Annotated in this window: 28 protein-coding genes; 17 read left to right on the top strand and 11 right to left on the bottom strand. The window is 44.6% G+C overall.

The features are described from left to right. The first annotated feature begins 59 nt into the window (after positions 1-59). Complete coding sequence (locus N5C46_RS08150) at positions 60-560, top strand: DoxX family protein (RefSeq protein WP_261751599.1); 501 nt, start codon at positions 60-62, stop codon at positions 558-560. 92 nt (positions 561-652) lie between these two features. On the opposite strand, the gene N5C46_RS08145 is transcribed toward N5C46_RS08150, so the two are convergent. From N5C46_RS08145 to N5C46_RS08135, 3 genes are all read right to left on the bottom strand, one after another. Beyond that, positions 653-838 carry a YfhD family protein gene (locus N5C46_RS08145; RefSeq protein WP_060673389.1) on the bottom strand — a complete coding sequence of 62 codons (186 nt, stop codon included), beginning with the start codon at positions 836-838 and terminating at the stop codon, positions 653-655. Positions 839-941: 103 nt separating this feature from the next. Then, positions 942-1067 (bottom strand): YfhE family protein, encoded by a 126-nt coding sequence (locus tag N5C46_RS08140; protein ID WP_079531092.1) that lies wholly within the window; start codon positions 1065-1067, stop codon positions 942-944. Between the two features lie 71 nt (positions 1068-1138). Beyond that, a complete protein-coding gene (locus tag N5C46_RS08135) occupies positions 1139-2044 on the bottom strand; it encodes a TIGR01777 family oxidoreductase (RefSeq protein WP_261751598.1) in 906 nt (301 codons plus the stop codon). Between the two features lie 91 nt (positions 2045-2135). Between N5C46_RS08135 and recX the strand changes: the two genes are divergently transcribed. Next, entirely contained in the window at positions 2136-2942 is an 807-nt protein-coding gene (recX, locus tag N5C46_RS08130; protein WP_261751597.1) for a recombination regulator RecX, read from the top strand. 40 nt (positions 2943-2982) lie between these two features. Beyond that, entirely contained in the window at positions 2983-3396 is a 414-nt protein-coding gene (locus tag N5C46_RS08125) for a hypothetical protein (RefSeq protein WP_261751596.1), read from the top strand. 102 nt (positions 3397-3498) lie between these two features. Here N5C46_RS08125 and N5C46_RS08120 read toward each other — a convergent pair whose 3' ends face one another. Then, positions 3499-5067 (bottom strand): IS1182 family transposase, encoded by a 1569-nt coding sequence (locus tag N5C46_RS08120; RefSeq protein WP_261751595.1) that lies wholly within the window; start codon positions 5065-5067, stop codon positions 3499-3501. 164 nt (positions 5068-5231) lie between these two features. Then, positions 5232-5903 (bottom strand): SDR family NAD(P)-dependent oxidoreductase, encoded by a 672-nt coding sequence (locus N5C46_RS08115; RefSeq protein ID WP_261751594.1) that lies wholly within the window; start codon positions 5901-5903, stop codon positions 5232-5234. Between the two features lie 354 nt (positions 5904-6257). On the opposite strand from N5C46_RS08115, the gene N5C46_RS08110 reads away from it, so the two are divergent. After that, positions 6258-6584, top strand: coding sequence for a YfhH family protein (locus tag N5C46_RS08110; RefSeq protein ID WP_261751593.1), 327 nt, complete (start codon positions 6258-6260; stop codon positions 6582-6584). 37 nt (positions 6585-6621) lie between these two features. Here N5C46_RS08110 and N5C46_RS08105 read toward each other — a convergent pair whose 3' ends face one another. Continuing rightward, positions 6622-6780 carry a YpzG family protein gene (locus tag N5C46_RS08105; RefSeq protein WP_079531087.1) on the bottom strand — a complete coding sequence of 53 codons (159 nt, stop codon included), beginning with the start codon at positions 6778-6780 and terminating at the stop codon, positions 6622-6624. 31 nt (positions 6781-6811) lie between these two features. Continuing rightward, positions 6812-6976, bottom strand: a complete 165-nt coding sequence (locus N5C46_RS08100; protein WP_034762570.1) for a small, acid-soluble spore protein K — start codon at positions 6974-6976, stop codon at positions 6812-6814. Positions 6977-7127: 151 nt separating this feature from the next. Here N5C46_RS08100 and N5C46_RS08095 point away from each other — a divergent pair, with 151 nt between their 5' ends. Continuing rightward, the gene (locus N5C46_RS08095; RefSeq protein ID WP_034762572.1) at positions 7128-7403 is read left to right on the top strand and encodes a YfhJ family protein; all 276 of its coding nucleotides are present in this window, start codon (positions 7128-7130) and stop codon (positions 7401-7403) included. A gap of 42 nt (positions 7404-7445) precedes the next feature. Here N5C46_RS08095 and N5C46_RS08090 read toward each other — a convergent pair whose 3' ends face one another. Continuing rightward, entirely contained in the window at positions 7446-8432 is a 987-nt protein-coding gene (locus N5C46_RS08090; RefSeq protein ID WP_261751592.1) for a metal-dependent hydrolase, read from the bottom strand. Between the two features lie 87 nt (positions 8433-8519). Here N5C46_RS08090 and N5C46_RS08085 point away from each other — a divergent pair, with 87 nt between their 5' ends. Both N5C46_RS08085 and mutY read left to right on the top strand, forming a co-directional pair. Beyond that, positions 8520-8828 (top strand): hypothetical protein, encoded by a 309-nt coding sequence (locus N5C46_RS08085; protein ID WP_261751591.1) that lies wholly within the window; start codon positions 8520-8522, stop codon positions 8826-8828. Between the two features lie 49 nt (positions 8829-8877). Beyond that, complete coding sequence (mutY, locus tag N5C46_RS08080) at positions 8878-9984, top strand: A/G-specific adenine glycosylase (protein WP_420720442.1); 1107 nt, start codon at positions 8878-8880, stop codon at positions 9982-9984. 32 nt (positions 9985-10016) lie between these two features. Here the strand turns inward: mutY and N5C46_RS08075 are convergent, their stop codons facing one another. Continuing rightward, the gene (locus N5C46_RS08075) at positions 10017-10241 is read right to left on the bottom strand and encodes a hypothetical protein (RefSeq protein WP_034762579.1); all 225 of its coding nucleotides are present in this window, start codon (positions 10239-10241) and stop codon (positions 10017-10019) included. A 105-nt stretch (positions 10242-10346) separates the two neighbouring features. Here N5C46_RS08075 and fabL point away from each other — a divergent pair, with 105 nt between their 5' ends. The 10 genes from fabL (at position 10347) to nikC (ending at position 20641) form a co-directional block, all read left to right on the top strand. Continuing rightward, a complete protein-coding gene (fabL, locus tag N5C46_RS08070) occupies positions 10347-11090 on the top strand; it encodes an enoyl-[acyl-carrier-protein] reductase FabL (RefSeq protein WP_261751590.1) in 744 nt (247 codons plus the stop codon). A 76-nt stretch (positions 11091-11166) separates the two neighbouring features. Then, positions 11167-11373 (top strand): gamma-type small acid-soluble spore protein, encoded by a 207-nt coding sequence (locus N5C46_RS08065; protein WP_034762583.1) that lies wholly within the window; start codon positions 11167-11169, stop codon positions 11371-11373. Between the two features lie 252 nt (positions 11374-11625). Further along, on the top strand, positions 11626-11889 hold the full coding sequence (locus N5C46_RS08060; protein WP_420720441.1) for a YgaB family protein: 264 nt from the start codon (positions 11626-11628) through the stop codon (positions 11887-11889). Positions 11890-12072: 183 nt separating this feature from the next. Next, positions 12073-12603, top strand: a complete 531-nt coding sequence (locus tag N5C46_RS08055; protein ID WP_034762875.1) for a nucleoside tri-diphosphate phosphatase — start codon at positions 12073-12075, stop codon at positions 12601-12603. Between the two features lie 169 nt (positions 12604-12772). Continuing rightward, positions 12773-14521, top strand: coding sequence for an ABC transporter ATP-binding protein (locus tag N5C46_RS08050; protein ID WP_261751589.1), 1749 nt, complete (start codon positions 12773-12775; stop codon positions 14519-14521). A gap of 307 nt (positions 14522-14828) precedes the next feature. After that, positions 14829-15845, top strand: coding sequence for an ABC transporter ATP-binding protein (locus N5C46_RS08045; protein WP_061810823.1), 1017 nt, complete (start codon positions 14829-14831; stop codon positions 15843-15845). Next, complete coding sequence (locus N5C46_RS08040) at positions 15820-16785, top strand: ABC transporter ATP-binding protein (protein ID WP_061810824.1); 966 nt, start codon at positions 15820-15822, stop codon at positions 16783-16785. The genes N5C46_RS08045 and N5C46_RS08040 overlap by 26 nt, the downstream gene beginning before the upstream one ends. Positions 16786-16859: 74 nt before the next feature. After that, positions 16860-18449 carry an ABC transporter substrate-binding protein gene (locus N5C46_RS08035; RefSeq protein ID WP_261752309.1) on the top strand — a complete coding sequence of 530 codons (1590 nt, stop codon included), beginning with the start codon at positions 16860-16862 and terminating at the stop codon, positions 18447-18449. A gap of 263 nt (positions 18450-18712) precedes the next feature. Continuing rightward, on the top strand, positions 18713-19717 hold the full coding sequence (locus tag N5C46_RS08030) for an ABC transporter permease (protein ID WP_034762595.1): 1005 nt from the start codon (positions 18713-18715) through the stop codon (positions 19715-19717). Between the two features lie 27 nt (positions 19718-19744). Then, positions 19745-20641 (top strand): nickel transporter permease, encoded by an 897-nt coding sequence (gene nikC, locus N5C46_RS08025; RefSeq protein WP_034762597.1) that lies wholly within the window; start codon positions 19745-19747, stop codon positions 20639-20641. A gap of 45 nt (positions 20642-20686) precedes the next feature. On the opposite strand, the gene N5C46_RS08020 is transcribed toward nikC, so the two are convergent. Together N5C46_RS08020 and N5C46_RS08015 are read right to left on the bottom strand one after the other, a co-directional pair. Continuing rightward, positions 20687-21769: an FUSC family protein gene (locus N5C46_RS08020; RefSeq protein WP_034762600.1), complete on the bottom strand. Its 1083-nt coding sequence runs from the start codon at positions 21767-21769 to the stop codon at positions 20687-20689. 237 nt (positions 21770-22006) lie between these two features. Continuing rightward, the gene (locus N5C46_RS08015) at positions 22007-23293 is read right to left on the bottom strand and encodes a glutamate-1-semialdehyde 2,1-aminomutase (RefSeq protein WP_261751588.1); all 1287 of its coding nucleotides are present in this window, start codon (positions 23291-23293) and stop codon (positions 22007-22009) included. Positions 23294-23467 lie beyond the last annotated feature (174 nt).

The following is a 23467-nucleotide window of genomic DNA, read 5'->3' as shown; positions in this document are numbered from 1 at the left end:
ATGCAATTATATTTGTGAATATTTTCACAAACTATACATCCAAAAGGAGATGATCCATCATGAGATGGTGGGAAAATCAAAAAGTGAGCGCGGTTTGGACAGTGTTGAGAATTTGGTTGGGAGTTCAGTGGCTTGAAGCTGGGTGGCATAAGGTGAATGACGGTTTTGATGCAAGCGGCTTTTTGCAGGGGGCTTTGGCTAATGCTACAGGTGACCATCCAGCCGTACAAGGATGGTATGCAGAATTCTTGAAAGGATTCGCTTTGCCGAACGTAGAACTGTTCAATGTCTTGATTCCTTGGGGAGAAATGTTGGTAGGGGTAGGGCTGATTGTCGGCTTCATGACTCTGCCGGCCCTTCTCGCAGGTGCATTTATGAACCTGAATTTCTTACTGGCAGGGACTGTCAGCACGAACCCCATCCTTTACACAGCGGCCATCATTCTTCTTTTCACAGGTAGAGGCGCCTACTACTGGGGAGCCGACCATTGGATGATTCCCTACTTCAAACAGATGATCACTCAACATGACAAAAAGCACAAGAAGCCGATTGTGGTGTGAACGTTTTGGATATGAAGAGCCCCATGCTGTCACAGCGTGGGGCTCTTTAAAGCTGAATTCCTCAAACCCGGCTTTTTAACGAACGGGATTCACTATTGGTTTTTCTTCACCCGTGCACGCTGGTTTGCAGCGTTCGCACGGGCTTGTGCTTCCATATCTGCCTGATCGGCAAGTTCTCGTGAGAACTCTTCGTCAACACCATCAGATTTGAGCTGAGCGGGTGTTTGTGGCAGGCTGTTTTTATTTCCTCTTTTGCTATGGCCGCGTGATCTTCCCAATATCAACATCCCCTTTTGGTTAAAAAATAAAGGTACAGGATCCTGTGGGACCTGTACCTTTATCTTTCTTCAAAGTAAGGGCTTTTAGTTAGGTAATAATTGTCTACCTGTGGGCTTTGGAACTGAAACCGCCTGCACGATCTGCTGCTTTGAACTCCCTTGAGTACGTGACTTCCTGAGCACTTGATAGAACCGACTTGTTTTTGTCTTTCTTTTTCTTATTATCCATTTCTATGTACATCCCTTCTTTTCAAGATTATTTCTATTTTTGCCGTGAAAAGGAAGGGACATACCTGTGACTTACTGATAAATATCAATGAGGGCACTTTTCAAATCCGGATATTGAAATTGAAAACCGTGTTCTGAGAGGACAGCCGGTAAGACTTTTTGTCCTTCCAATACGAGTGCGCTCATTTCACCCATCGCCACTTTTAAAGCAAGGGAAGGGACTGGTATCCAGTGTGGCCTGCCAAGGACCGTCCCGAGTGTTTTTCCGAATTCTTTCATAGTAACGGGAGAAGGAGCGGTGACATTAACAGGTCCTGCAATCCCCTCTGTTTCGGCTACAAAATGCACGGCTCTTGCGATATCCTTGATGTGAACCCATGACATCCACTGCTCCCCAGAACCGACAGTGCCCCCGACAAACATTTTATAGGGAAGGGCAATCCGTGGAAGGGCGCCTTCCTCCTTGCCGAGAATGATGCCGAATCGCGTATAGGCTACCCGTATGCCTATTTGTTTGGCTCTGGCTGCTTCCTTTTCCCATATTTGAACGGTTTCCCCGAGGAAATTGTCAGCTGTCTCGGTTGAGGCTTCCGTATACGTATTCGTCTTGGAAGAAGGGTAATAGCCGATTGCGCTTGCGTTGATAAGGCAGGCAGGCTTGTCTTTCAATGCTTTTATGATATTGATGACTTCCCGGGTTGAGTTGATTCGGCTGTTGATGATCCGTTTCTTCCGTTCCTCTGTCCATCTTCCGCTATTGATGGACTCTCCCGCAAGATTGATGAAGGCGTGAATTCCTTCGAGCTCCTCTTCGGGTCTTGCCCCATCGGAAAGCCATTTCACATACGTCACACCTGGCCGAGCATCATATTTATCCGGACTTCGGGTCAGGATCATCACTTCATGCTGGTGTTTGAGAAGTTCCTCTGTCAGAGCCTGACCGACAAAACCTGTTCCACCTGTTATGGCAATCTTCATCATCATCCCTCCAGTTATACTTATTATTTTACCTATCTTCAGAATAAAAAACATATGTTGAATGTGTTAGGATTAAAAGGAGGTGGAAAATATGGGTAAGATTACGAAAATAACGAAGCAAGTGAAGAACGATGAGCGTTACAATTTATTTATAGATGGAAAATATTCTTTCAGTGTGGATGAAGCGGTTCTTGCCAAGTTTCAGCTCAGAAAAGGGCTGGAGGTGGATGAGCTCGAGATTTCAGAGCTTCAATATGAAGACGATGTAAAAAAAGCATTTAATAAAGCCATTCAGTATCTGGCCTACCGGATGAGAACGGAAAAGGAAATCCGTGATCACCTCGAGGAAGGGGACCCGGAGGAAGGGGTCATCCAGGAAGTCATTCATAAATTAAATGAGATTAAATACATCAATGATTTAGAATTCGCCCACGCGTTTGTCGGTACCCAGATGAATACGGGTGACAAGGGGCCGACTTGGATCCGGGGGGAATTGAGAAGAAAGGGTGTAGGGGATTCCCATATTGAAGAAGCCCTCGCCGCTTTCACACAAGAAAAGCAGGTAGACAAAGCGGTCGCCCTGACAGAAAAGCTCCTTCATAAATATCGGAAAGATTCCAAGATGATTGCCAAGCAAAAGATTGAACAAAACATGATGAGGAAAGGGTATCCTGGCTCAGTCATGAAAATCGTATGGGAAACCGTCGAATCCGAACGGGATGATGATGAGAGATGGGATGCGGTTTATCATCAGGGGCTGAAGGCTCACAGAAAGCTCAGTTCAAAATACGATGGATATGAGTATGTACAGAAAATGAAGCAAACGTTGTATCGAAAAGGATTTTCAATGGAAGACATTGAAAGGCTGTTGGAAGAATTAAAAGAAAATGAAGAGTGATTTTTTTCATCACTAAAGGGATGGGGAAAGGGAGAGTTCAGTGGAGATAGTTACGATCCTGTTTATTGTTGTTACCCTGCCGCTTATCATTGGGACAGGGAGAAAATTCAAGCTTTACACTGGAGGAATAGTGATTGGTACTGCCCTCTTATTTCTCATCGGTGAATTGATTATAAAAGTGCAAACGGACTACTATTCATTAGGCAGGCAGGAGTGGTACAACCAGGGATTTGCTGAGGATATGGGAAAATGGGTCGTGCCATTCTTTCTTCTCGGAGTGGCAATCTTCTTGATCCTGGTCAATATCAGGATGATTCAGCAGTTTTTAAAACGAAAGGATGGCATCCGCTGGGTATGGGTCGCCTTTGTCGTGGTCATTGACGTATTCGCATTGTTTTTAGTCCCTATGCTATTATTTTTCGTGGCCTTTATGTTTTTCCCGTTTGCTCCTTAAATCAAGAGGCTGGGACAAAACTAGTTTCTAACTGAAAAAAAGGTGAATTTGAGCGTGCTCAAATTCACCTTTTTTATTTTCTCGTGTAAATTCATCTGAAGATTAGTTGTTGGCAATGAATTTTCTCAAATTCACTGCCATTAACGCGATTCCCATTTCATTTTCAACCTTCGATTTTCCTCGTACGGAAAATCGAGTGAAACGCAAATTAGCCTTCAAGAATCCAAAAACTGGCTCCACATCGATTTTACGTTTTCGATAGATGGCTCCTGTTTTCTCCTCTGAAAGCTTCGATCTTACATATTCTTTTTGCTGCTCCCACTTTTCATTCACCATCAGTTTTCGATTATTGCCTTCTTTTGCTTTGGTACATGATGAACGAAAAGGGCACCCCAAGCAGTCTTCGCACTCATAGATCTTGAACTTCCGTTCAAAGCCTGTACGGTCATGGCGAGTAGAATAATGCTGAAATTCAAGACGTTTTTGATTAGGGCAAATATATGTATCCGTTTCTTTTTCATACTCCCAGTTGTCAGGGTTAAATAAGTTTTGTTTATATTTTTTCTTTTGTTCCTTTAGATACCAGTTATACGTAATAAGTGCTTCTCGTTTTCTATTGGAAAGGATATCGTTATAATTTTGTTCACTTCCATAACCCGCATCTGCGACGATTTGCTTTGGCAATTCGAAATAATCTTGCTCAATTCTATCTAGAAATGGAATTAAGGTTCGGGTATCTGTTGGGTTTGAAAACAAGCTATAGGCTAAGGTGTATTGACCTTCCGTGGCGATTTGTACATTATAACCAGCTTTCAATTGTCCGTTCTTCATATAATCATCTTTCATTCGCATGAACGTCGCATCGGTATCTGTTTTAGAATAACTATTACGTGTTCCAAAGGTCTCTAAGTCTTGTTGGTATTTCTGTTTGCGCGAGATAAAATCAATCAGTTTTTTACGGACTTGTTTTGGATGTTTGCGTTCAGCTCTTAAAGCTTTTCGTCTCGGAATGTCCGAGGTAGCTTCAATCTGTTTATCAAATTTGGTTACGACTTCGTCTACTTTTTGAACCATTTGAGCGAGTTCTTCCACAGACAATTGTTCAGAGGTTTCCCGTTCTATTTCAGGTATGATTTCACTTTTTAGAAGTTCAGTGTATAGCTCATTTGATTTTTCAATTAAACTTGCATGGTATCTTTCAATGGATTTCTTCCATACAAAAGTGAATTTATTGGCATTCGCTTCAATCTTTGTGCCATCAATAAATATCGCTTCTTGATCAATCAGTTTTTCTTCCACCAATTGGCACCGAAATTGGACGAAACATTCGCGAATGACTTCTTTCACTTCGGGTTGAACACGGAATCGGTTAATGGTTCGATAACTTGGTTCATATCCTTGTGCTAGCCACATCATACGAATACTATCTTTTAAAAGTGCTTCAATTTTGCGTCCTGAAAAGACCGATTGTGAATACGCACATAAGATAATCTTAAGCATCATGCGAGGATGGTAGGCGGGACACCCTTCATTTCGAAGAAATGGTTCGAACACTTTATGAGGGATACTTTCAACTAAATGATGGACATGGATGGCAATATCGTTTTCTTGTAATTTCATTTCTAAATCTAAAGGCAAAACGATCTGATTCATGGTATAATCTTTGAACATAAGGACCCTTCTTTCCGATGAGATTTTGTGTGGTAACTTTATTTTATCAGAAGAGGTCCTTATTTTAATTTAAAAATAATCAAAGCCGGTGAAATTTTACTTGTTGTAAAATTTCACCGGCTTTTTCATTTCAGAGGAGGTTTTTGTCCCAACCTCTTTGCTGTTTATTTTTTTGATTCGATGACGATTTCATCTTTTTCCTGATATTCATTTACGATCGTCTCCGCTACTTCTTTAGGAGAGCGGAGTCTTGACGGGTCACTGATATGGTCACTGTTTTCCCAAAATGGAGTATCCATTCCACCCATATAAGCATTCACGATGCGAAGGTTCGAGCCTTCATATTCCTTTTGAAGGCTTTCCCCGAATCCTCTTAGGGCGAACTTGCTTGCTACATATAAAGACTCGTTTTTCTTTCCTCTGAGGCCGGCTGTAGAAATGATATTGATGATTGTGCTTTCCTGCGCCAATTTAGGCAGCATTGCCTTCGTTAACCGGATTGGTCCAAGGGCATTGGTTTCAAACATAGTGATTAATTCATCGTCATTTGACTCCTCGAAAGGACCGAAATAGCCTACGCCTGCGTTATGTATGAGTAATTCAACATTATAATCATTAAGGTGATTCCTGCTGAATTGGTGAATGTCATGAGCGGAGCGTAAATCTAATGGTGCAAATGATACCTGCCCGCCTATGTTTTCTATTTCTGTTCCTGCTTCCTTTAGACGGTCTTCTGTTCGACCAAGTAGGAAGATATGATATCCTTGCTGGCTAAGGAGTTTCCCCAATTCTTTCCCGAGGCCTGAGCCTCCACCTGTGATGATGGCTGTCTTCATGTTTAATCATCCTTTCTTATGCTTGTCGGTGCTGACCAAGCCGCTTGCGCTTTTCTTATTGTCCAGCTCCGGGGCTTAGAGGCTCGAGGTCATAAGTCCAGCCCACCAAAAAGGCAAAGAGCGCCTTTCCGGTGGACTTGCCTTATGCTTGTCGCCTCTGGGCAAAGCCCCTCCGCTTTTCTTATTGTCCAGCTCCGACTCCTAGTCCCTCGAGGTCATTTCCAATCAAGCAGTTGAGGGCAAAGAGCGCCCTCATCTGCTTGCTCGGAAATGCTTGTCGGGTCTGACCAAGCCGCTTGCGCTTTTCTTATTGTATCATTTTCTCTATACTACTATTAGTAGAGGTGATGAGGAATGGAACAAGAGAGAAGATATAGTGAGATGACGGAGCATGAGTTGAGGCAGGAGATTGCTTCGTTGAAGGAGAAGGCGAGAAAGGCTGAGCAGTTGGGAATTGTGAATGAGTTTGCCGTATTGGAGCGAAAGGCCCTTATGGCGCAGGCTTATCTGATGGATCCAGATGCTTATAAGCCTGGTGGGATTTATGCGATTGAAGGAGATCCCGGCACTTATTTCAAAGTGGACTATCTGAATGGAGTATTCGCCTGGGGGTACCGATTGGGCGGAGACGGTAAAGAGGAAGCCATGCCCATTTCCCTTCTGGCCGGGGAAAAGAAATAAGGAAGAGGTCCGTCAAGAGGGACGGACCTCGGAAGATCTAGGAACGCTTACGTGTCTGGTTCTCCAGAATGATTAAGTCTTGAGTTTGTGTGGTTTGTCCATTTGCCTGAGAATGGGCATGCTTCGGATTGTAGAATGCCTTGTTAAATGGACTGCTGTACTTATTTCGGTAGAAGTTGTTTTTCATGTTTCCCATCGTGACTACCCCCTAATCAAATTTCACTGTATTAAAGTGAGTCGTGATCTCTTTGTCCAGAAGATTTCATGCGTTCTTGAGGATGGGTGTTGATGGTGCCGTTAGCCCTTTTAGATGCATATTCCGCCTTTGCTCTCGGTTCACCTTCAAATTTATTGTTGTTCATGTTGGGGAACCCTGTCGATTTATTTCGCATAATGTGCCTCCTAAAAGGTGAAATGTACTGACTTATACCGTGAAGAAGCAAAGATTCACAACTAAGCTTAACCACGTACCTTTAGTATGGGTGAAATGTTCGACATTATCATAAAAGTACAAACTAAATATTTGGAAAAGGAGGAGACAAAATGGAGTCTACATTCCACGAATTAACACAATTGTTAATTGAAAAAAATAATAAGCTTTCGTATGAAAAAGCGAGGACCTGGATTGAACTCGTATGGGAAGATTTCGAAGCGACATACGCAAAAGCAGGTTACGATTACAAAGGGAAAGCAGTGACGGAGAAAGTCGTTCGACAATGGGTCAATACATACGGTGAGCAAATTCATGAATTCGCCGCACAAAACCCGAAATACAAACACCTGATCGACGACAAAGAAGATGATGATTTAGTACATTAAAGTGATGAGGGACGGACCTTTTAAGGTCCGTCCCTCACTGCTTTAATCAATTAAAATGTCGATGTCCACTTTTGAGCGGAGTTTTTCTTCGCTGAATACCCATCCTGTGTAGGAGCTGACGATGTTCAGGTCTTTATCGAGCTGCACGAGGGCGACGAATGGGTAGTGTCCGTTATTTCGATATCGCAGATCGATGAAGCGGACTTCATAATGGTCATCGTACTCATCCACTTCCCACCTGTAAACCGGGGAAAAGGAGAGGAAGGCTGCCAGGTTTTTATCTTTCCTCGCAGCGTTGATGATTGGACTGTCAGGTAGTTCCACGCGTTGGAATTTATCAAAGATCGTAATCGACCGCCTGAATGCCCGTGCTACATAATAATGTTCCTTCGTAACGATCGCCAGGCGCCACTGGAAAAATCGGATCGTTGGTGAAACGATGATCTTTTCAGCCTCGGGGATTCTTCGCTTCACTGCATTTTTCACGGCTTTTTGAACCTGAAATCTCAATACATAATAAGCAAAGATGACAATGTACATGACCAAAAAGGTTTTTCCCGGTGGAAAACCAAGACCCCACAAAATCAAGCCGACTACATGTATGGCGAATATGATCGCATCAAACGTGTTAATGACCCCTAGAGCGACCCATTTCGACGAGATCGGCCTGATGGCCTGGGTCCCATAGGCGTTGAAAATGTCGACAAATACATGGAGGAATACGGCCACAAATGTCCAAATCCATAGATGAAGCAAATCAGCACCTGGAAAAAACGGATAAAGACAAGCAACAATTAAGAGCGGCCAGAGAACGACCGCAGGAATACTGTGGGTGGCCCCCCGGTGGTGACGAATATAAACCGCATTATTGCGCAATTTCAATACGGTATCGATGTCAGGAATTTGAGAGCCGATCACGGCTGCGACCAACACACTTTGAGAAGTGGCTGCGCTTTCAGCTACGACGGGATCTAAAGTAGCCAATCCGCCGAGAGCGAAGCCCATGACGATATGAGTGCCTGTATCCAAAAAAAGTCCTCCCTTGGCTCGCATTTCTAAGATTTGTTTATGACGTTTCATTGGTGAACATGATATGGTTAAAAGGAGATTATTTCAATGAAAAACACTTTGCACATACATTTGGAATACGAAATCAAGCAAAATTCAAAGCCTCGATATAAGCAAATTATGACCGATATCGCAGAGTCATTACCACAATATGATGCTTTCAACTTCCATTGGGAGAAGGCTGAAGATGATTCGAATCGCTATATCGAAACCTTTGTAGTTCCGACAGAATCCCATTTCCATGCGTTAAAACGTTTGCGGATGTCCCGTCGTCATTTATTATTTGGACTATTGGACGAATGTATTTGTGGTGGGTTACAAGAAATAAACCTTATTTGTTTAAAAACAGAGTACTAGTTATTTATTCCCTATTCAATGCAACAATTAACATCCTGGAGGTACAAAATTGATAGAAGAGCCACTGAAACACTTACAGACCATAAACCGTGAGGAATTTCAGAATGATTTGATTTCATGGTTTTCAAGAGAACAACGCGATTTGCCGTGGAGGAAGGATCAAGACCCATATAAAGTTTGGGTGTCAGAGATCATGCTTCAGCAAACGAGGGTGGATACGGTCATCCCTTATTTTAACCGATTTATTGATAAGTTTCCCACGATAGATGCTCTTGCCTCTGCTGATGAAGAGGACGTCTTGAAAGCGTGGGAAGGCCTCGGTTATTATTCGAGAGTCAGGAATCTGCAAACAGCTGTTAAAGAAGTGAATGAAAAGTATGAAGGAATCGTTCCGGATACGCCGAAAGAAATTTCTTCTTTAAAAGGGGTCGGCCCATACACAGCGGGGGCGATTTTAAGTATTGCTTACAGCAAACCTGAGCCTGCCGTAGACGGAAATGTGATGAGGGTATTTTCACGTATTTTGTCCATATGGCTTGATATTGCCAAACCTTCATCCAGAAAAGTGTTTGAAGAAGCAGTAAGGGAACTGATTTCAAAAGAAAACCCATCCTTTTTCAATCAGGCATTAATGGAACTTGGTGCTTTGATTTGTACACCGACATCCCCATCCTGTCTGCTTTGTCCCGTACGTGAGCACTGTCAGGCTTTTGAAGAAGGTGTTCAGACTGAACTCCCTATTAAATCGAAGAAAAAATCGGCCCGTAAGCTTAATATGGCGGCAGCGGTCTTGTTCACGGAAGATGATCGGGTGTTGATCCATAAACGCCCCGGGAAGGGCCTGCTCGCTAATCTATGGGAATTCCCTAATTTTGAAGTCGGAAATGCAAGCAGCGGCCGGAAGCAATTGCTCCAGCTCATGGAAGAGGAGTATGGAGTGGATTGCTCTTTAAAGGCCGGAGTTGTGACAAAGATACAGCATATCTTCTCTCACATCGTTTGGGACATAGAAGTGTATGTCGGATCTGTATATAGCAACACGTTAGAAGGAAGCGAACTGATTGCCGTTACTCCATTCGAAATGGAAAAGTATGCTTTTCCTGTATCACATCAGAAAATCTGGAAGGAAACAGGAGCAGGGATACTGCAGAAATAGAAAGGAGCAGCGGGTCCCGCTGCTCCTTTATTTCAGTCGTAACTTATCTTCGTTCCATGGGTATAATCGGCTTCGCCGCGCTTCAATCCGCCGCGGTTTTCGATTTCTTCGACAATTTCCCGGTGAATAGATTGTCCTTCTGCATTCAAATAAGGTACTATTTGTTGTAGTGAATGGTGAAAGAAAGCAAGTTCGCTTTTCTTCCATTCATCTTTTGGAATCATTGAAAGCTCGGTCATATCTCTGCCTACATACATAACTCATTCCTCCATTTAACTGATATGTTCTTATTAGTTTGTGTGTTCAGGGGCGGTTTATGCTTTGGACCATTTGGAAAAATGAAATTGAAAGGATGAAGTAACATGAGTCAAAAAGTAGCATTAGTAACAGGAAGCAGCCGCGGTCTTGGAAGGGAAATCGCCATCCAGCTTGCAGAAAAAGGGTACGATATCGTCGTCAATTACGCCCGCAGTAAAAAAGGTGCCCTTGAAACGGCTGAACAAGTTGAAAAACTGGGACGAAAAGTATTTGTGGTCCGTGCGAATGTCGGGGATGTCGATAAAATCAAATCCATGTTCGAACAGATCAAAGAAGAGTTCGGCCGGTTGGATGTGTTGGTAAGCAACGCGGCATCAGGGGTATTACGTCCTGTCATGGAGCTTGAAGAGTCTCATTGGGACTGGACGATGAATATTAACAGTAAAGCCCTATTATTCTGCGCTCAGGAAGCGGCAAAATTGATGGATAAAGGTGGGCGCATCGTAAGCATCAGCTCTCTGGGATCAATCCGTTATTTGGACAATTACACGACAGTGGGTGTTTCAAAAGCTGCCGTGGAAGCATTGACGCGCTATCTTGCCGTTGAGCTTGCCCCACGTGACATTATCGTAAATGCCGTATCAGGCGGCGCAATCGACACGGATGCACTCAAACACTTCCCTAATCGTGAAGAGCTCCTTGAGGATGCCCGCAGCAAAACGCCTGCAGGACGTATGGTTGAAATTGATGATCTTGTGAAGTCAGTCATGTTCCTCGTTTCAGACGATTCTTCCATGATCAGGGGTCAAACCATCATCGTTGACGGTGGTCGTTCGCTGCTTGTCTAATGGGATGTTTTTCCTGAAAATAATCGAATAGTGAAATCCACGCTTGGTTATCTTAATAAGCGTGGAGGTGATTACAATGGCAAAACAACCAAACAAAACTCAATCTGGTACAAGCGTTCAACACGTGAAACAACAAAACGCTCAAGCTGGTCAAGCTCAGCAACAACAATACGGTACTGAGTTCGCTTCTGAAACGACAGCAGCTCAACACGTAAAGCAACAAAACCAACAAGCAGAAGCTAACAAAGCGAAAGCTTCTGGAAAATACGGTCAACAACAATAATTTCATTGTTCTTGACAGAAAAAGCACCCATTTCGATGGGTGCTTTTTCATTTTGGAGGGACGGACCTCTCAAAACAACACTCATAATCGTACAAAGCTTTATATAACAACATTTCTACTCCATATAACCTTAAAAATGGAGGTCCGTCCCTCCATCGACAAAACTTTCATGATTATGACAGAAAAAGTCAAAGGGTTTGTGATGGGAAGGGAGAATGTGTTAGGAGAGCTTGTTTAGAGGAGTTGGTCGAAGTGTTGCAGCAACGATTTAATGAGTTGGTTTCGGTACAGCTGGGTACAATGGATAAGTTGTTATATCTTCAGTCCGAGATAGAGCGTTGCCAGGCGTTGGAGGAAGAATTGATCGAACTTCAGGAGATGACAAAGGTAGAATCGATACAGAAGGAAATCCTTAGGAAGAAGAAGGATCTCAGGGAAATCCAGCAAACCTTCCAAGAGCAGACCGATGAAGTGATCCGTTCCTATCAAAAGGAACAAAGCGGTGTCACATCATAAAATCAGGGAGAGTACCGCTTCCAATTCAATATTAGACCCAAGTCAAGATCAAATTCGGGCCATTCTTAAAGGATATTTTCCTTAAGGATAGCCCTTTTGTTTTAAATTTTCTGAGGAAACGTTATAATGATAAAATAGACAAGCATATATAAAGGTAATTCTGAAATGAAAGAAGGGGATACGATGGCGGTTCCCACTGAAGGAAAATCTGTACAAATACATAGCTTCAAGCATGATGGAAACATTCACCGCATCTGGAATGAGACGACGGTCCTGAAAGGGACGACCAATCAGATCATCGGTGGAAATGACCGGACGATGGTGACGGAGTCAGACGGAAGGACATGGATGACACGAGAACCGGCCATCTGCTATTTTCATTCAGAGCTATGGTTTAACATTATTTGTATGATTCGTGAGGACGGTATTTATTATTATTGTAATTTAAGCTCACCATTTGTATATGATCATGAGGCGATCAAGTATATCGATTACGACTTGGATATCAAAGTGTTTCCCGACATGACATATACACTGCTCGATGAAGATGAGTATGAAGCTCATCGAAAGTTGTACGGTTACCCGGATGTGATCGATCATATCCTTAAGCGGAATGTAGATAAGCTTGTCCGCTGGATCAGACAGAGAAAAGGGCCATTCGCCCCGGACTTTATCGATATTTGGTACGAGCGATATTTGACGCACAGAGGGTAAATGGATTTTCAGGAAAGTTGTATAGGTGTAAAAGGGCTGACCCGGTAAGGAGCAACCTTCTCCTGATCGATCATGAGATCAGGGGGAGCTGCAGTGCTTCTTTCCGTACAGGGTCACCCCTTTTTATTGGGGTAAACTAAACGCATACACCTTAGAAAGGAGTAATCACTTGGATAGTATCAAACGGTACCTTCAGTTTGTCAAACCTTATAAGTGGCAGATCATAGGTACATTAATTATAGGCATCATTAAATTCACCATCCCTTTATTGATCCCCGTATTAATCAAGTATGTCATTGATGATATCGTCGGGGCTAAAGGACTGACAGCCGATGAGAAGACAAGTCAGCTGCTCATGATCATGGGAATCATGCTCGTCCTGTTCCTCCTTGTGAGGCCGCCGGTGGAATATTACAGGCAGTACTTTGCACAGTGGACAGGCAACAAGATCCTGTATGATTTGAGGGATTATCTTTTCTCGCATATTCAGCGGCTAAGCTTTAAGTACTATTCGAATACAAGGGCGGGGGAAGTCATTTCAAGGGTCATCAATGACGTGGAGCAGACGAAGAATTTCGTCATCACCGGGCTGATGAATCTTTGGCTGGATGCGGCCACCATTGTGATTGCCTTGTCCATCATGTTCACGATGGATGTATCGCTCACCCTTGTGTCTCTCATCGCTTTTCCATTCTACGCCTTCAGTGTCCGCTATTTCTTCGGCAGGCTCAGGGGCTTGACCAGAGATCGCTCCCAGGCGCTTGCAGAAGTTCAAAGCCATCTGCATGAACGGGTCCAGGGGATGGCTGTCATCAAGAGCTTTGCTGTTGAAGATTATGAACAGAAGCAATTCCAGGATCAGAATCATAATTTCCTTACGAAGGCTTTAAAGCAGACAAGCTGGAATGCGAAGGCGTTTGCGGTCGTCAATACGATCACGGATATCTCCCCGTTGATCATCATTGGTTATGCCGGGCTGCAAGTGATCAATGGAGACCTTACCATTGGTACGATGGCTGCATTCATTGCGTATATCGACCGCCTGTATGGCCCGCTCAGACGACTGGTGAATTCATCTACAACACTGACTCAATCGATTGCTTCCATGGATCGTGTCTTTGAATTCATGGATGAAAAGTATGATATCGATGATGAGCCGGGCGCGGTTCCTTGTGAAAATGTACAGGGAGATATCCAGTTCAACAATGTCTCTTTCCGTTATGAAACGGATGAAGAGAGAGTGCTCCGGAACCTCAACCTGGATATCAGGACGGGGGAAACCGTTGCGCTGGTCGGTATGAGCGGCGGGGGGAAATCATCCTTCGTTAGTCTGATCCCCCGCTTCTATGATGTAACCGAAGGGGAAATCCTTTTAGACGGAACGGACATCAGGAGGTTCCAGGTGAGATCTTTGCGGGACAACATCGGGATGGTACTGCAGGACAATATTCTCTTCAGTGAGTCCGTCAAGATGAATATTAAGTTCGGTAATCCCGAAGCGACGGATGAAGAGGTCATCGAGGCGGCGAAAGCGGCGAATGCCCATGACTTCATCATGAAATTGCCCCAAGGCTACGATACCCGCGTAGGGGAGCGTGGCGTGAAGCTGTCAGGCGGTCAGAAGCAAAGGGTGGCGATTGCAAGGGTATTCCTGAAGAATCCGCCGATCCTCATCCTGGATGAAGCGACTTCTGCCCTTGATTTAGAAAGCGAACACCTCATCCAGGAATCCCTTGAAGTCCTGGCAAAAGACCGGACGACCTTTATTGTGGCCCATCGACTATCCACGATCACTCACGCGGACCGGATCATCCACATGGAGCATGGGGAAGTTGTCGAAATGGGGACACACGAAGATTTAATGAAGAAGCAAGGTCACTACTACAAACTCTTCCAAGTGCAACAACTTGACCAATAAGAATGAAAGTCATGACATATCACGATTCCTGTGATAAATGTCATGACTTTTTTTGTGTTTCAAAAAAACATATCAAACTTATTTCAGGTGTGTCATGAATAAAGTAGTGCTAAATAACTTTATATGGAAGGAATGAAAGGGTTAATTGGACATATATTGAATGGAAGTGGGAATATCAACTTCTTGTAGAAAAATTCTGAAAATGGATTGCAACATTTGTAACATCTTGTATAATAAGAGACATATAAAAATTTAGAAAATAAGCACTATTAAGAAAAGAGAGATAGTTTCGAAGAGGAGGATTTGAATGAGCGAACAGCGTCCTTTACTGAAAGTGGAAGATTTAAGGACCTCCTTTTTTACGGATGATGGAGAAGTTCCTGCAGTCGATGGAGTCAGTTTTCATGTGAACGAAGGGGAGGTGCTCGGGATTGTCGGGGAAAGTGGATGCGGGAAAAGTGTCACTTCCTTATCCATCATGGGTCTCGTACCAAAGCCGCCAGGGAAAATCGTCGGCGGAAAAATCCTTTATAAAGATGAAGACCTGACACAGGCTTCCGAAAAGCGGATGAGAGATATCCGGGGCAATGACATAGCGATGATTTTCCAGGAACCGATGACATCGTTGAACCCCGTCTTTACCATAGGAGATCAATTAATCGAAGCAATACGCATACATACGAAAGTAGGAAAGAAACAGGCAAGGGAAAAGGCCGTCGACATCATGAAGATGGTCGGCTTGCCGAGATCTGAAGAATTAATCAAGGAATACCCTCACCAATTATCCGGAGGGATGAGGCAAAGGGTCATGATCGCCATGGCGATGGTGTGCGATCCCCGCGTCCTGATAGCAGACGAACCTACAACGGCATTGGACGTGACAATCCAGGCCCAAATTTTAAAATTAATGAAGCGGTTAAATAAGGAACTGAACACAGCCGTACTCCTGATCACACATGATTTAGGGGTTGTGGCAGAAACGTGTGAACGGGTCGTTGTCATGTACTCAGGCAAGGTGGTGGAAGAGGGCACTGTTGAAGAAATCTTCAAGAACCCTCAGCATCCTTACACGAAAGGCCTGATACAATCAGTACCCGACATGCGCATCAAGCAGCAGCGACTTCACTCGATCCAGGGGAATGTTCCAAAGCCGGGATCGATCAAGACAGGCTGTCGATTTGCAGCCCGCTGTGATGCAGCATTCGATCGCTGTTTAGTGGAAACACCGGAATTATATGAAACATCACAAGGACATTGCACACGATGCTTCCTGTTCGATGAAGCGGAGGAGGGAGTTTATGACGGAACCGTTGCTAAAGGTTGAGAATCTTAAGAAACATTTCCCGATAACAGGGGGGATCCTTGGACGACCAGTCAGTTCTGTTAAAGCGGTGGACGGGGTTTCTTTTACCGTCAATAAAGGAGAAACCCTTGGAATCGTAGGGGAAAGTGGATGTGGGAAGTCGACGACGGGCAGGATGCTCATGAGACTCATCGACCCATCCGAAGGCAAAGTGACATTTGAAGACCGTGAGCTTACAAGTCTATCAAACTCGGACATGAGGAAGATTCGCCGGGAGATGCAAATGGTCTTTCAGGATCCTTTTGCATCCTTGAATCCCAGACATACGGTAGAAAAGATCCTCGAAGAACCACTCAAGGTTCATGGAATGGGTTCTGCCAAGGAAAGAAAAGAAAGGGTTCATGAACTCCTCAACATCGTCGGCTTAAGCAGCTATCATGCTAAACGTTATCCGCATCAATTCAGCGGAGGACAAAGGCAGAGGATCGGGATTGCCAGGGCGCTCATGACGAAGCCGAAACTCATCATAGCCGATGAGCCTGTGTCGGCCCTGGACGTATCCATTCAGTCCCAGGTATTGAATCTGATGCAGGATCTACAAAAAGAATTCGGACTAACCTATATATTCATCGCACATGATCTCGGTGTAGTCAGACATATAAGCGACCGTGTGGGAGTTATGTATCTCGGAAAAATGGTGGAGCTGAGCGATAGTGAGAATCTCTATGAAAAGCCTCTTCATCCATACACCCAGGCGCTCCTGTCGGCGGTACCCGTACCGGATCCGGATTTCAAAAGGGAAACCATTCTCTTACAGGGGGACATCCCGAGTCCGTCCAATCCACCTAGCGGCTGCACATTCCATACCAGGTGCCCGCATGCAACGGACATCTGCAAACAGAAAGTGCCGGAATTCAAGGAACACCAACCAGGGCATTATGTAGCTTGTCATCTTTACTAGAAGACAAGTCTCATAAGTATATAAACATTATTCAGGAGGGGATTTAGTTGAAAAAAAAAAGCTGGTCAATTTTAATGCTGCTCATCCTGCTCGTATCATCCGCGCTTTACGGATGTGGAGGAGATGAAAAATCATCAGGTGACAGCGGCAACAGTGGAGATAATGGAGATCCCAAAGTATTGATCTTCGGTCGCGGGGGAGACTCTGTCGCTCTTGATCCGGGAACAGTAACGGACGGGGAATCATTTAAAGTAACGAAAAACATCTTCGAAACACTTGTTAAATTCGGAGAGCAGGATACAGAAGTAAACCCGGGATTAGCTGAAAAGTGGGAAGTATCCGATGATGGGTTGAACTACAAATTCATGCTGCGTGAGGGAGTGAAATTCCAGGACGGCACAGATTTCAATGCAGAAGCCGTTGTGAAGAACTTCGAACGCTGGATGAACGGGAATGCAGATCAATTCCCTTACTACGGTTCTATGTTTGGCGGTTTTAAAGGTGATGAAGGTCACGTGATCAAAGAAGTGAAAGCGGCTGACGACATGACGGTCGAATTCGTATTAAAGCGTCCTCAAGCACCATTCTTGAAAAACATTGCCATGAGCCCATTTGCGATCGTAAGCCCGAAAGCAATTGATGAACTGGGTGACAAGCTTGCTGAAGCGCCGACAGATGCGGGGACTGGTCCTTTCAAATTTGTTGAGTGGAAGCGTAATGACAAAATCGTCATCGAGAAAAATGAAGACTACTGGAATAAAGATCTACCAAAATTAGATCAAGTGGTATTCAAATCGATCCCTGAAAACTCAGCCCGTCTGAATGCGCTGATTTCAGGTGAAATCGATCTTGCTGATGGTGTAAACCCAAGTGACGCAAGCAAAGTTGAAGGTGATGACAACCTGCAATTATTCGAACGTCCATCCATGAACGTTGGATACTTAGGTTTAACATCTACGCGTAAACCTTTTGATAATCCTAAAGTACGTCAGGCGATCAATTATGCCATCAACAAGCAGGAGATCATTGATGCATTCTTCGAAGGAAAAGCGGAAATGGCCAAAAACCCGATGCCTCCGGTAATCGGCGGATACAATGATGATATCGAGCCTTATGAGTACAACCCTGAAAAAGCGAAGGAACTTCTTGCTGAAGCGGGTCTGAAAGACGGATTTGATATGGAGCTATGGGCAATGCCTGTACCACGTCCATACATGCCGGACGGCCAAAAAGTTGCTGAAGCGATTCAAGCGGATCTTGCTGAAGTAGGAGTAAAAGCCAAAATCGTATCTTACGAGTGGGCGACTTACCTTGAAAAAGCGAAAAATGGAGAAGCGGATGCATTCTTACTCGGCTGGACCGGGGATAATGGAGACGCTGATAACTTCCTATATGTTTTACTTGATCAAGACAATATTGGAAGCAACAACTACTCTTACTACAAAAACGATGAGGTACACAAAATCCTGATCGATGCCCAAACCGAAGTAGATCCTGGAAAACGTGAAGAGCTGTACAAGAAAGCCCAGGAAATCATCCATGAGGATGCTCCATGGGTACCACTTGCTCACTCTACACCACTGCTTGCAGGAAGCGCAGCACTTAAAAACTTCAAGCCGCATCCAACCGGTTCCGACTGGTTAGGCGCAGTGGACATGGAGTAATAAGCAACAAACCAAAGGGGAGATATCTAAGATTTCTCCCCTTTGTACATAGAAAAGCGGAGCCGACTGTTTAGCCCCGACAAGCATTTCCGAGCAAGTAGATGAGGGCGTTTTTTGCCCTCAACTGATTGATTGGAAATGACCTCGAGGGGCTAGGAGGCGGAGCTGGACAAGAAGAAAAGCGGAAGCGGCTTGAACAGCCCCGACAAGCAATCATATTATTTTTATCGAAATCAGAATCTCCACACAGAGAGGTGAACAAAATGTTCCAATACACCATTCGTCGACTACTGCAGCTCATTCCCGTATTACTCGGGATGACTCTTATCGTTTTTTCGATCATCCGTGCCATTCCGGGAGATCCCGCTCAGGTGATACTGGGGCAGCAGGCTACGAAGGAAGCCGTTGCAGCATTAAGGGATCAGCTCGGTCTCGATAATGCCTGGTATATCCAATACATTGATTATTTAAAAGGATTATTGACCGGGGATTTAGGGAGCTCCCTGCGAACGAAGACGGAAGTTTCAACCGAAATCTGGCCTTATCTGGCCGCTACAGCTGAGCTTGCCATCGTGGCCATCATCATCGCCATTGTCATAGGTGTGAACGCAGGGATCATCAGTGCATGGTTCCAAAACTCCTGGTTCGACTATACGGCCATGATCCTGGCTCTTATCGGTGTTTCCATGCCGATCTTCTGGTTAGGACTGATGGAGCAATGGACATTCGGTATCCAGCTTGACATCCTGCCTACAACTGGAAGGGAAAATATACGGAATCCCGTTGATTCAATAACCAACTTCTATATTCTCGATACAATCATGCAGGGCCGTTTCGATCAGCTTGGTGACGTATTGAAGCACATCATTCTGCCGGGGATTGCCTTAGCGACCATCCCGATGGCCATTATTGCCCGGATGACACGCTCAAGTATGTTGGAAGTTATGCGTTCGGATTATATTCGCACAGCCCGTGCCAAGGGATTGAAAATGTTCTGGGTCGTGTACAAGCATTCTTTGAAAAATGCCATCATCCCGGTGCTGACCGTCATTGGTTTACAGATGGGTCTTCTACTCGGTGGTGCGATCTTGACCGAGACCATCTTCGGCTGGCCTGGAATCGGACGTTATATATACGAAGCGATCGGTTACCGTGATTACCCAGTCGTTCAATCAGGAATCCTGGTTGTCGCCACCATCTTTGTTACGATTAACTTGATTGTCGACTTACTGTATGCGGCTGTCGATCCGCGTATTAAATACAACTAACATCAATGAAGAAAGAGGTGAACTCTCATGGCAGAATTAGCAGAACCGCAAAAGGAGCTTCATCCTTCCCTGGAAGAAGAAACGGTTTCTCCCTGGAAGGAAGCCTGGAAAAGCTTCACAAAGAATAAAATTGCTTTAGTCGGATTTTGTATCGTCCTGTTCTTTGTCATCCTGGCGATTGCAGCACCACTCATTGCACCCCAGGGGATCAATGAGCAGGATTTATCCAAACGACTGCAGGCACCGTCCTCAGAACATTGGTTGGGGACGGATGATTTTGGACGGGATATTTTATCACGTATCATCCATGGTGCGCGTATCTCGTTATGGGTCGGTTTCTTCGCCGTCATAGGTTCTTCCGTGATCGGTAGTTTACTGGGGATTGTAGCGGGTTATTATGGCAGATGGGTCGATACGATCATTTCCCGTATTTTTGACATTATGCTTGCCTTTCCAAGTATCCTGCTTGCAATCGCTGTTGTGGCAGCACTTGGGCCGTCACTCCGAAATGCATTGATTGCCATTGCCATCATCAATATACCGAATTTCGGTCGACTCATCCGTTCACGGGTACTGAGTGTGAAGCAGGAAGAGTATGTCATGGCTGCAAAAGCAATCGGGATGAGCGACTTCAGGATTCTTTTCAGTCATGTACTGCCGAATAGTATGGCTCCGATCATCGTGCAGGGAACACTTGCCATTGCGACGGCCATCATTGAAGCGGCAGCACTTGGTTTCCTTGGTCTTGGAGCCCAGGCACCTGAACCTGAATGGGGAAAAATGCTGTCCGATGCAAGACAGTATATGCTTCAGGCCCCTTGGACGATGATCTTCCCGGGACTCGCCATCATGCTGACTGTATTAGGCTTCAACCTGATGGGGGATGGACTCCGGGATGCGCTGGATCCAAAAATGAAAAACTAATAAAAAACGGAGCAAAGGACATCAGTCTTTGCTCCGTTTTTTCATTTATTCTTCTTCTTCCCCGATCATTACCTCGTTATCCTCTTTATGATACGACTGAAAACTTGTAATCAGTTTTTCCAAATGCTCCAGATGTTCATCGTATTCAAAAATGGCAGAGAAAATATGAAGCAGATGGAAATTATGGATGTTATCATCCTTTGTATGATGATTGACCTCTTCAAGCATGATCCTCATCAATTCTTTCCGGTGCAGGCATACATCCTGCTGGGCTTCCGATTCTGCATGGGGATGCATCTTGCCAAGGAACTTCAATAGCAGTTGTTCATGATAGGTCAGTAAACAATCGAGTTGATTTTTAATGACGACCCGCAATTCGTCGGGCAATTGATAGATTTCGTTTTCATAGCGGTTGAGGCGCTTCAATATTTCAAAACTCCGATTGGTTGAAGATATCATTTGTCTGAAGATCACGAGCTTCCGGCTTTTGACAATCGAATTTTTCTTGAAATAATCCCGTTCCTCTTTATATAGAAGATACAGTTGGTCGACCTTTATCAACTTTTCTTTAATGCGTTCCAGATCCTTTTTCAAAAGGTGGAACTCCGTTGCATGTCTCATACTTAACCTGATCCACTTCAGGATTTCCTCCGTTGAATCGGATACTTTATGATAAAGCTTGGTTTCATATTTTGGCGGCAGGAAGACAAGATTCACCAGGAATGATGAAAAGACCCCGATCATGATGGTGGAGAAACGGATGAAGGCAAACTGGATGAAGTCCTGATCCGTCACTTCCATGATCGCAATCATCGTCACCAGAGCAAGGCCGATTGTGTTCTGCAGCTTTAATTTTAGAATGATAGCAATGGCGATAACAGCAGCGAGACCCACAATCAATGGATTGCTTCCGAATAATAGTACAAATATGACAGCAATCCCGGCCCCGATCAGGTTACCCTGAATTTGTTCGATGATGGATAGATAAGAACGATAAATGGTGGGCTGGACGGCAAAGACCGCCGCGATTCCAGCAAACACCGGAGAAGGTATGCCTAGCAGCTGGGATACAAGTAATGCTAATACAATCGCAATTCCCGTTTTAAGGATGCGAGCACCAAGTTTCATGGAATTAGAGTCCTTTCTTGTGTAACGTTTTAATAAACAATACTGTACTATACATGTACTTACAAGTAATATCAATAGGCAAATTCGAATAAGTTTTTACAAAATATGTACCTTTTTATAAAGGGGAATAAACAATCGTTCTTCCACAAAAACCATAGAAATGCGATAAGGTAGAGAAATAGTATGATATCTCAAAAAAAGACTGCACGCTTGTGGCATGCAGTCTATTGATTGTGTTTACAGCTGTGCAAAGGCACGGTCTACAGCTTCGAGTGTTACCTTGATATCCTCTTCGGTATGAGCCGTCGTCAGGAACCAAGCTTCATATTTAGATGGAGCAAGATTGATGCCCTGATTAAGCATAAGTTTGAAGAACTTCGCAAACATTTCTCCATCGGTTGCTTCAGCCTGTTCATAGTTCTCCACTTTTTCCGTTGTGAAATAGAGAGTGAGGGCTCCCTTCAGCCTGTTGATAGAGATGGGGGTGTTATGCTTTTCTGCCGCAGCTAAAATCCCTTTTTCAAGCATATCCCCAAGTTGATCTAATTTCTCGTACACGCCGTCTTCTTTTAATACTTCCAGACAGGCAATCCCTGAAAGGATGGAGGCTGGGTTTCCGGCCATCGTTCCAGCCTGGTAGGCAGGTCCGAGTGGTGCCACCTGTTCCATGATTTCTTTCTTCCCGCCGTACGCTCCGATCGGAAGTCCTCCGCCGATGATTTTTCCGAGTGCAGTCAAGTCAGGTTTTACCTTCAGCATGTCCTGGGCACCGCCGTAAGTAAAGCGGAATGCTGTGATGACTTCATCATAGATGACAAGGGAATGGGAAGCATGGGCGATTTCATTTACCTGCTCGAGGAAGCCTTCCTTCGGTTCCACGATCCCGAAGTTTCCGACGATCGGTTCCACAAGGACAGCAGCGATTTGATCTCCCCATTTTTCCATCGCTTCTTTAAACGGCTCGATGTCATTGAATGGAACAGTGATGACTTCCTGGGCGATGCTTTTCGGAACCCCTGCAGAATCCGGCGTTCCGAGCGTTGACGGACCGGAACCGGCTGCAACCAGTACCAGATCAGAGTGGCCGTGGTAACAGCCCGCGAACTTGATGACCTTGTCTTTCCCTGTATAGGCTCTTGCCACACGGATCGTGGTCATCACGGCTTCGGTACCTGAATTGACGAAGCGGACTTTGTCCATGTAAGGCATGGCTTCTTTGATCATTTTCGCAAATTTCACTTCGTGGCGGGTAGGAGTTCCATAAAGGACACCGTTTTCCGCCGCTCTTGTGATCGCTTCGGTGATATGAGGGTGGGCATGTCCCGTGATGATGGGACCGTATGCAGCCAGATAATCGATATATTTGTTCCCGTCCACGTCCCAGAAATATGCGCCTTTTCCTCTTTCCATGGCAACAGGTGATCCGCCGCCGACTGCTTTATAGGATCGGGATGGGCTGTTCACGCCTCCGACTATATGCTCCAATGCTTCTGTATGTAAAGTTTCTGATTCAGTGAATTTCATATTTTCCTCCCGGTTAATGTGTATTTGTCTATGAACCACCCTTCTATTGTAGTACGGTCTTTTCCACTTTAGCAAATAGGGAATCGATGGGTACACTAAATTTCAAGCAGACTGTTCAAAGAGAATCAGCCTACTGTGGTACACTATTCTTTGTTTCTAAAAGACAAACCTATT

Origin of the sequence: Rossellomorea vietnamensis, from assembly GCF_025398035.1 — a bacterium.
Lineage (GTDB): Bacteria > Bacillota > Bacilli > Bacillales > Bacillaceae_B > Rossellomorea > Rossellomorea vietnamensis_B.
The sequence above is the reverse complement of the archived record's forward strand: the minus strand, read 5'-3'. Positions and strand labels throughout refer to the sequence as shown.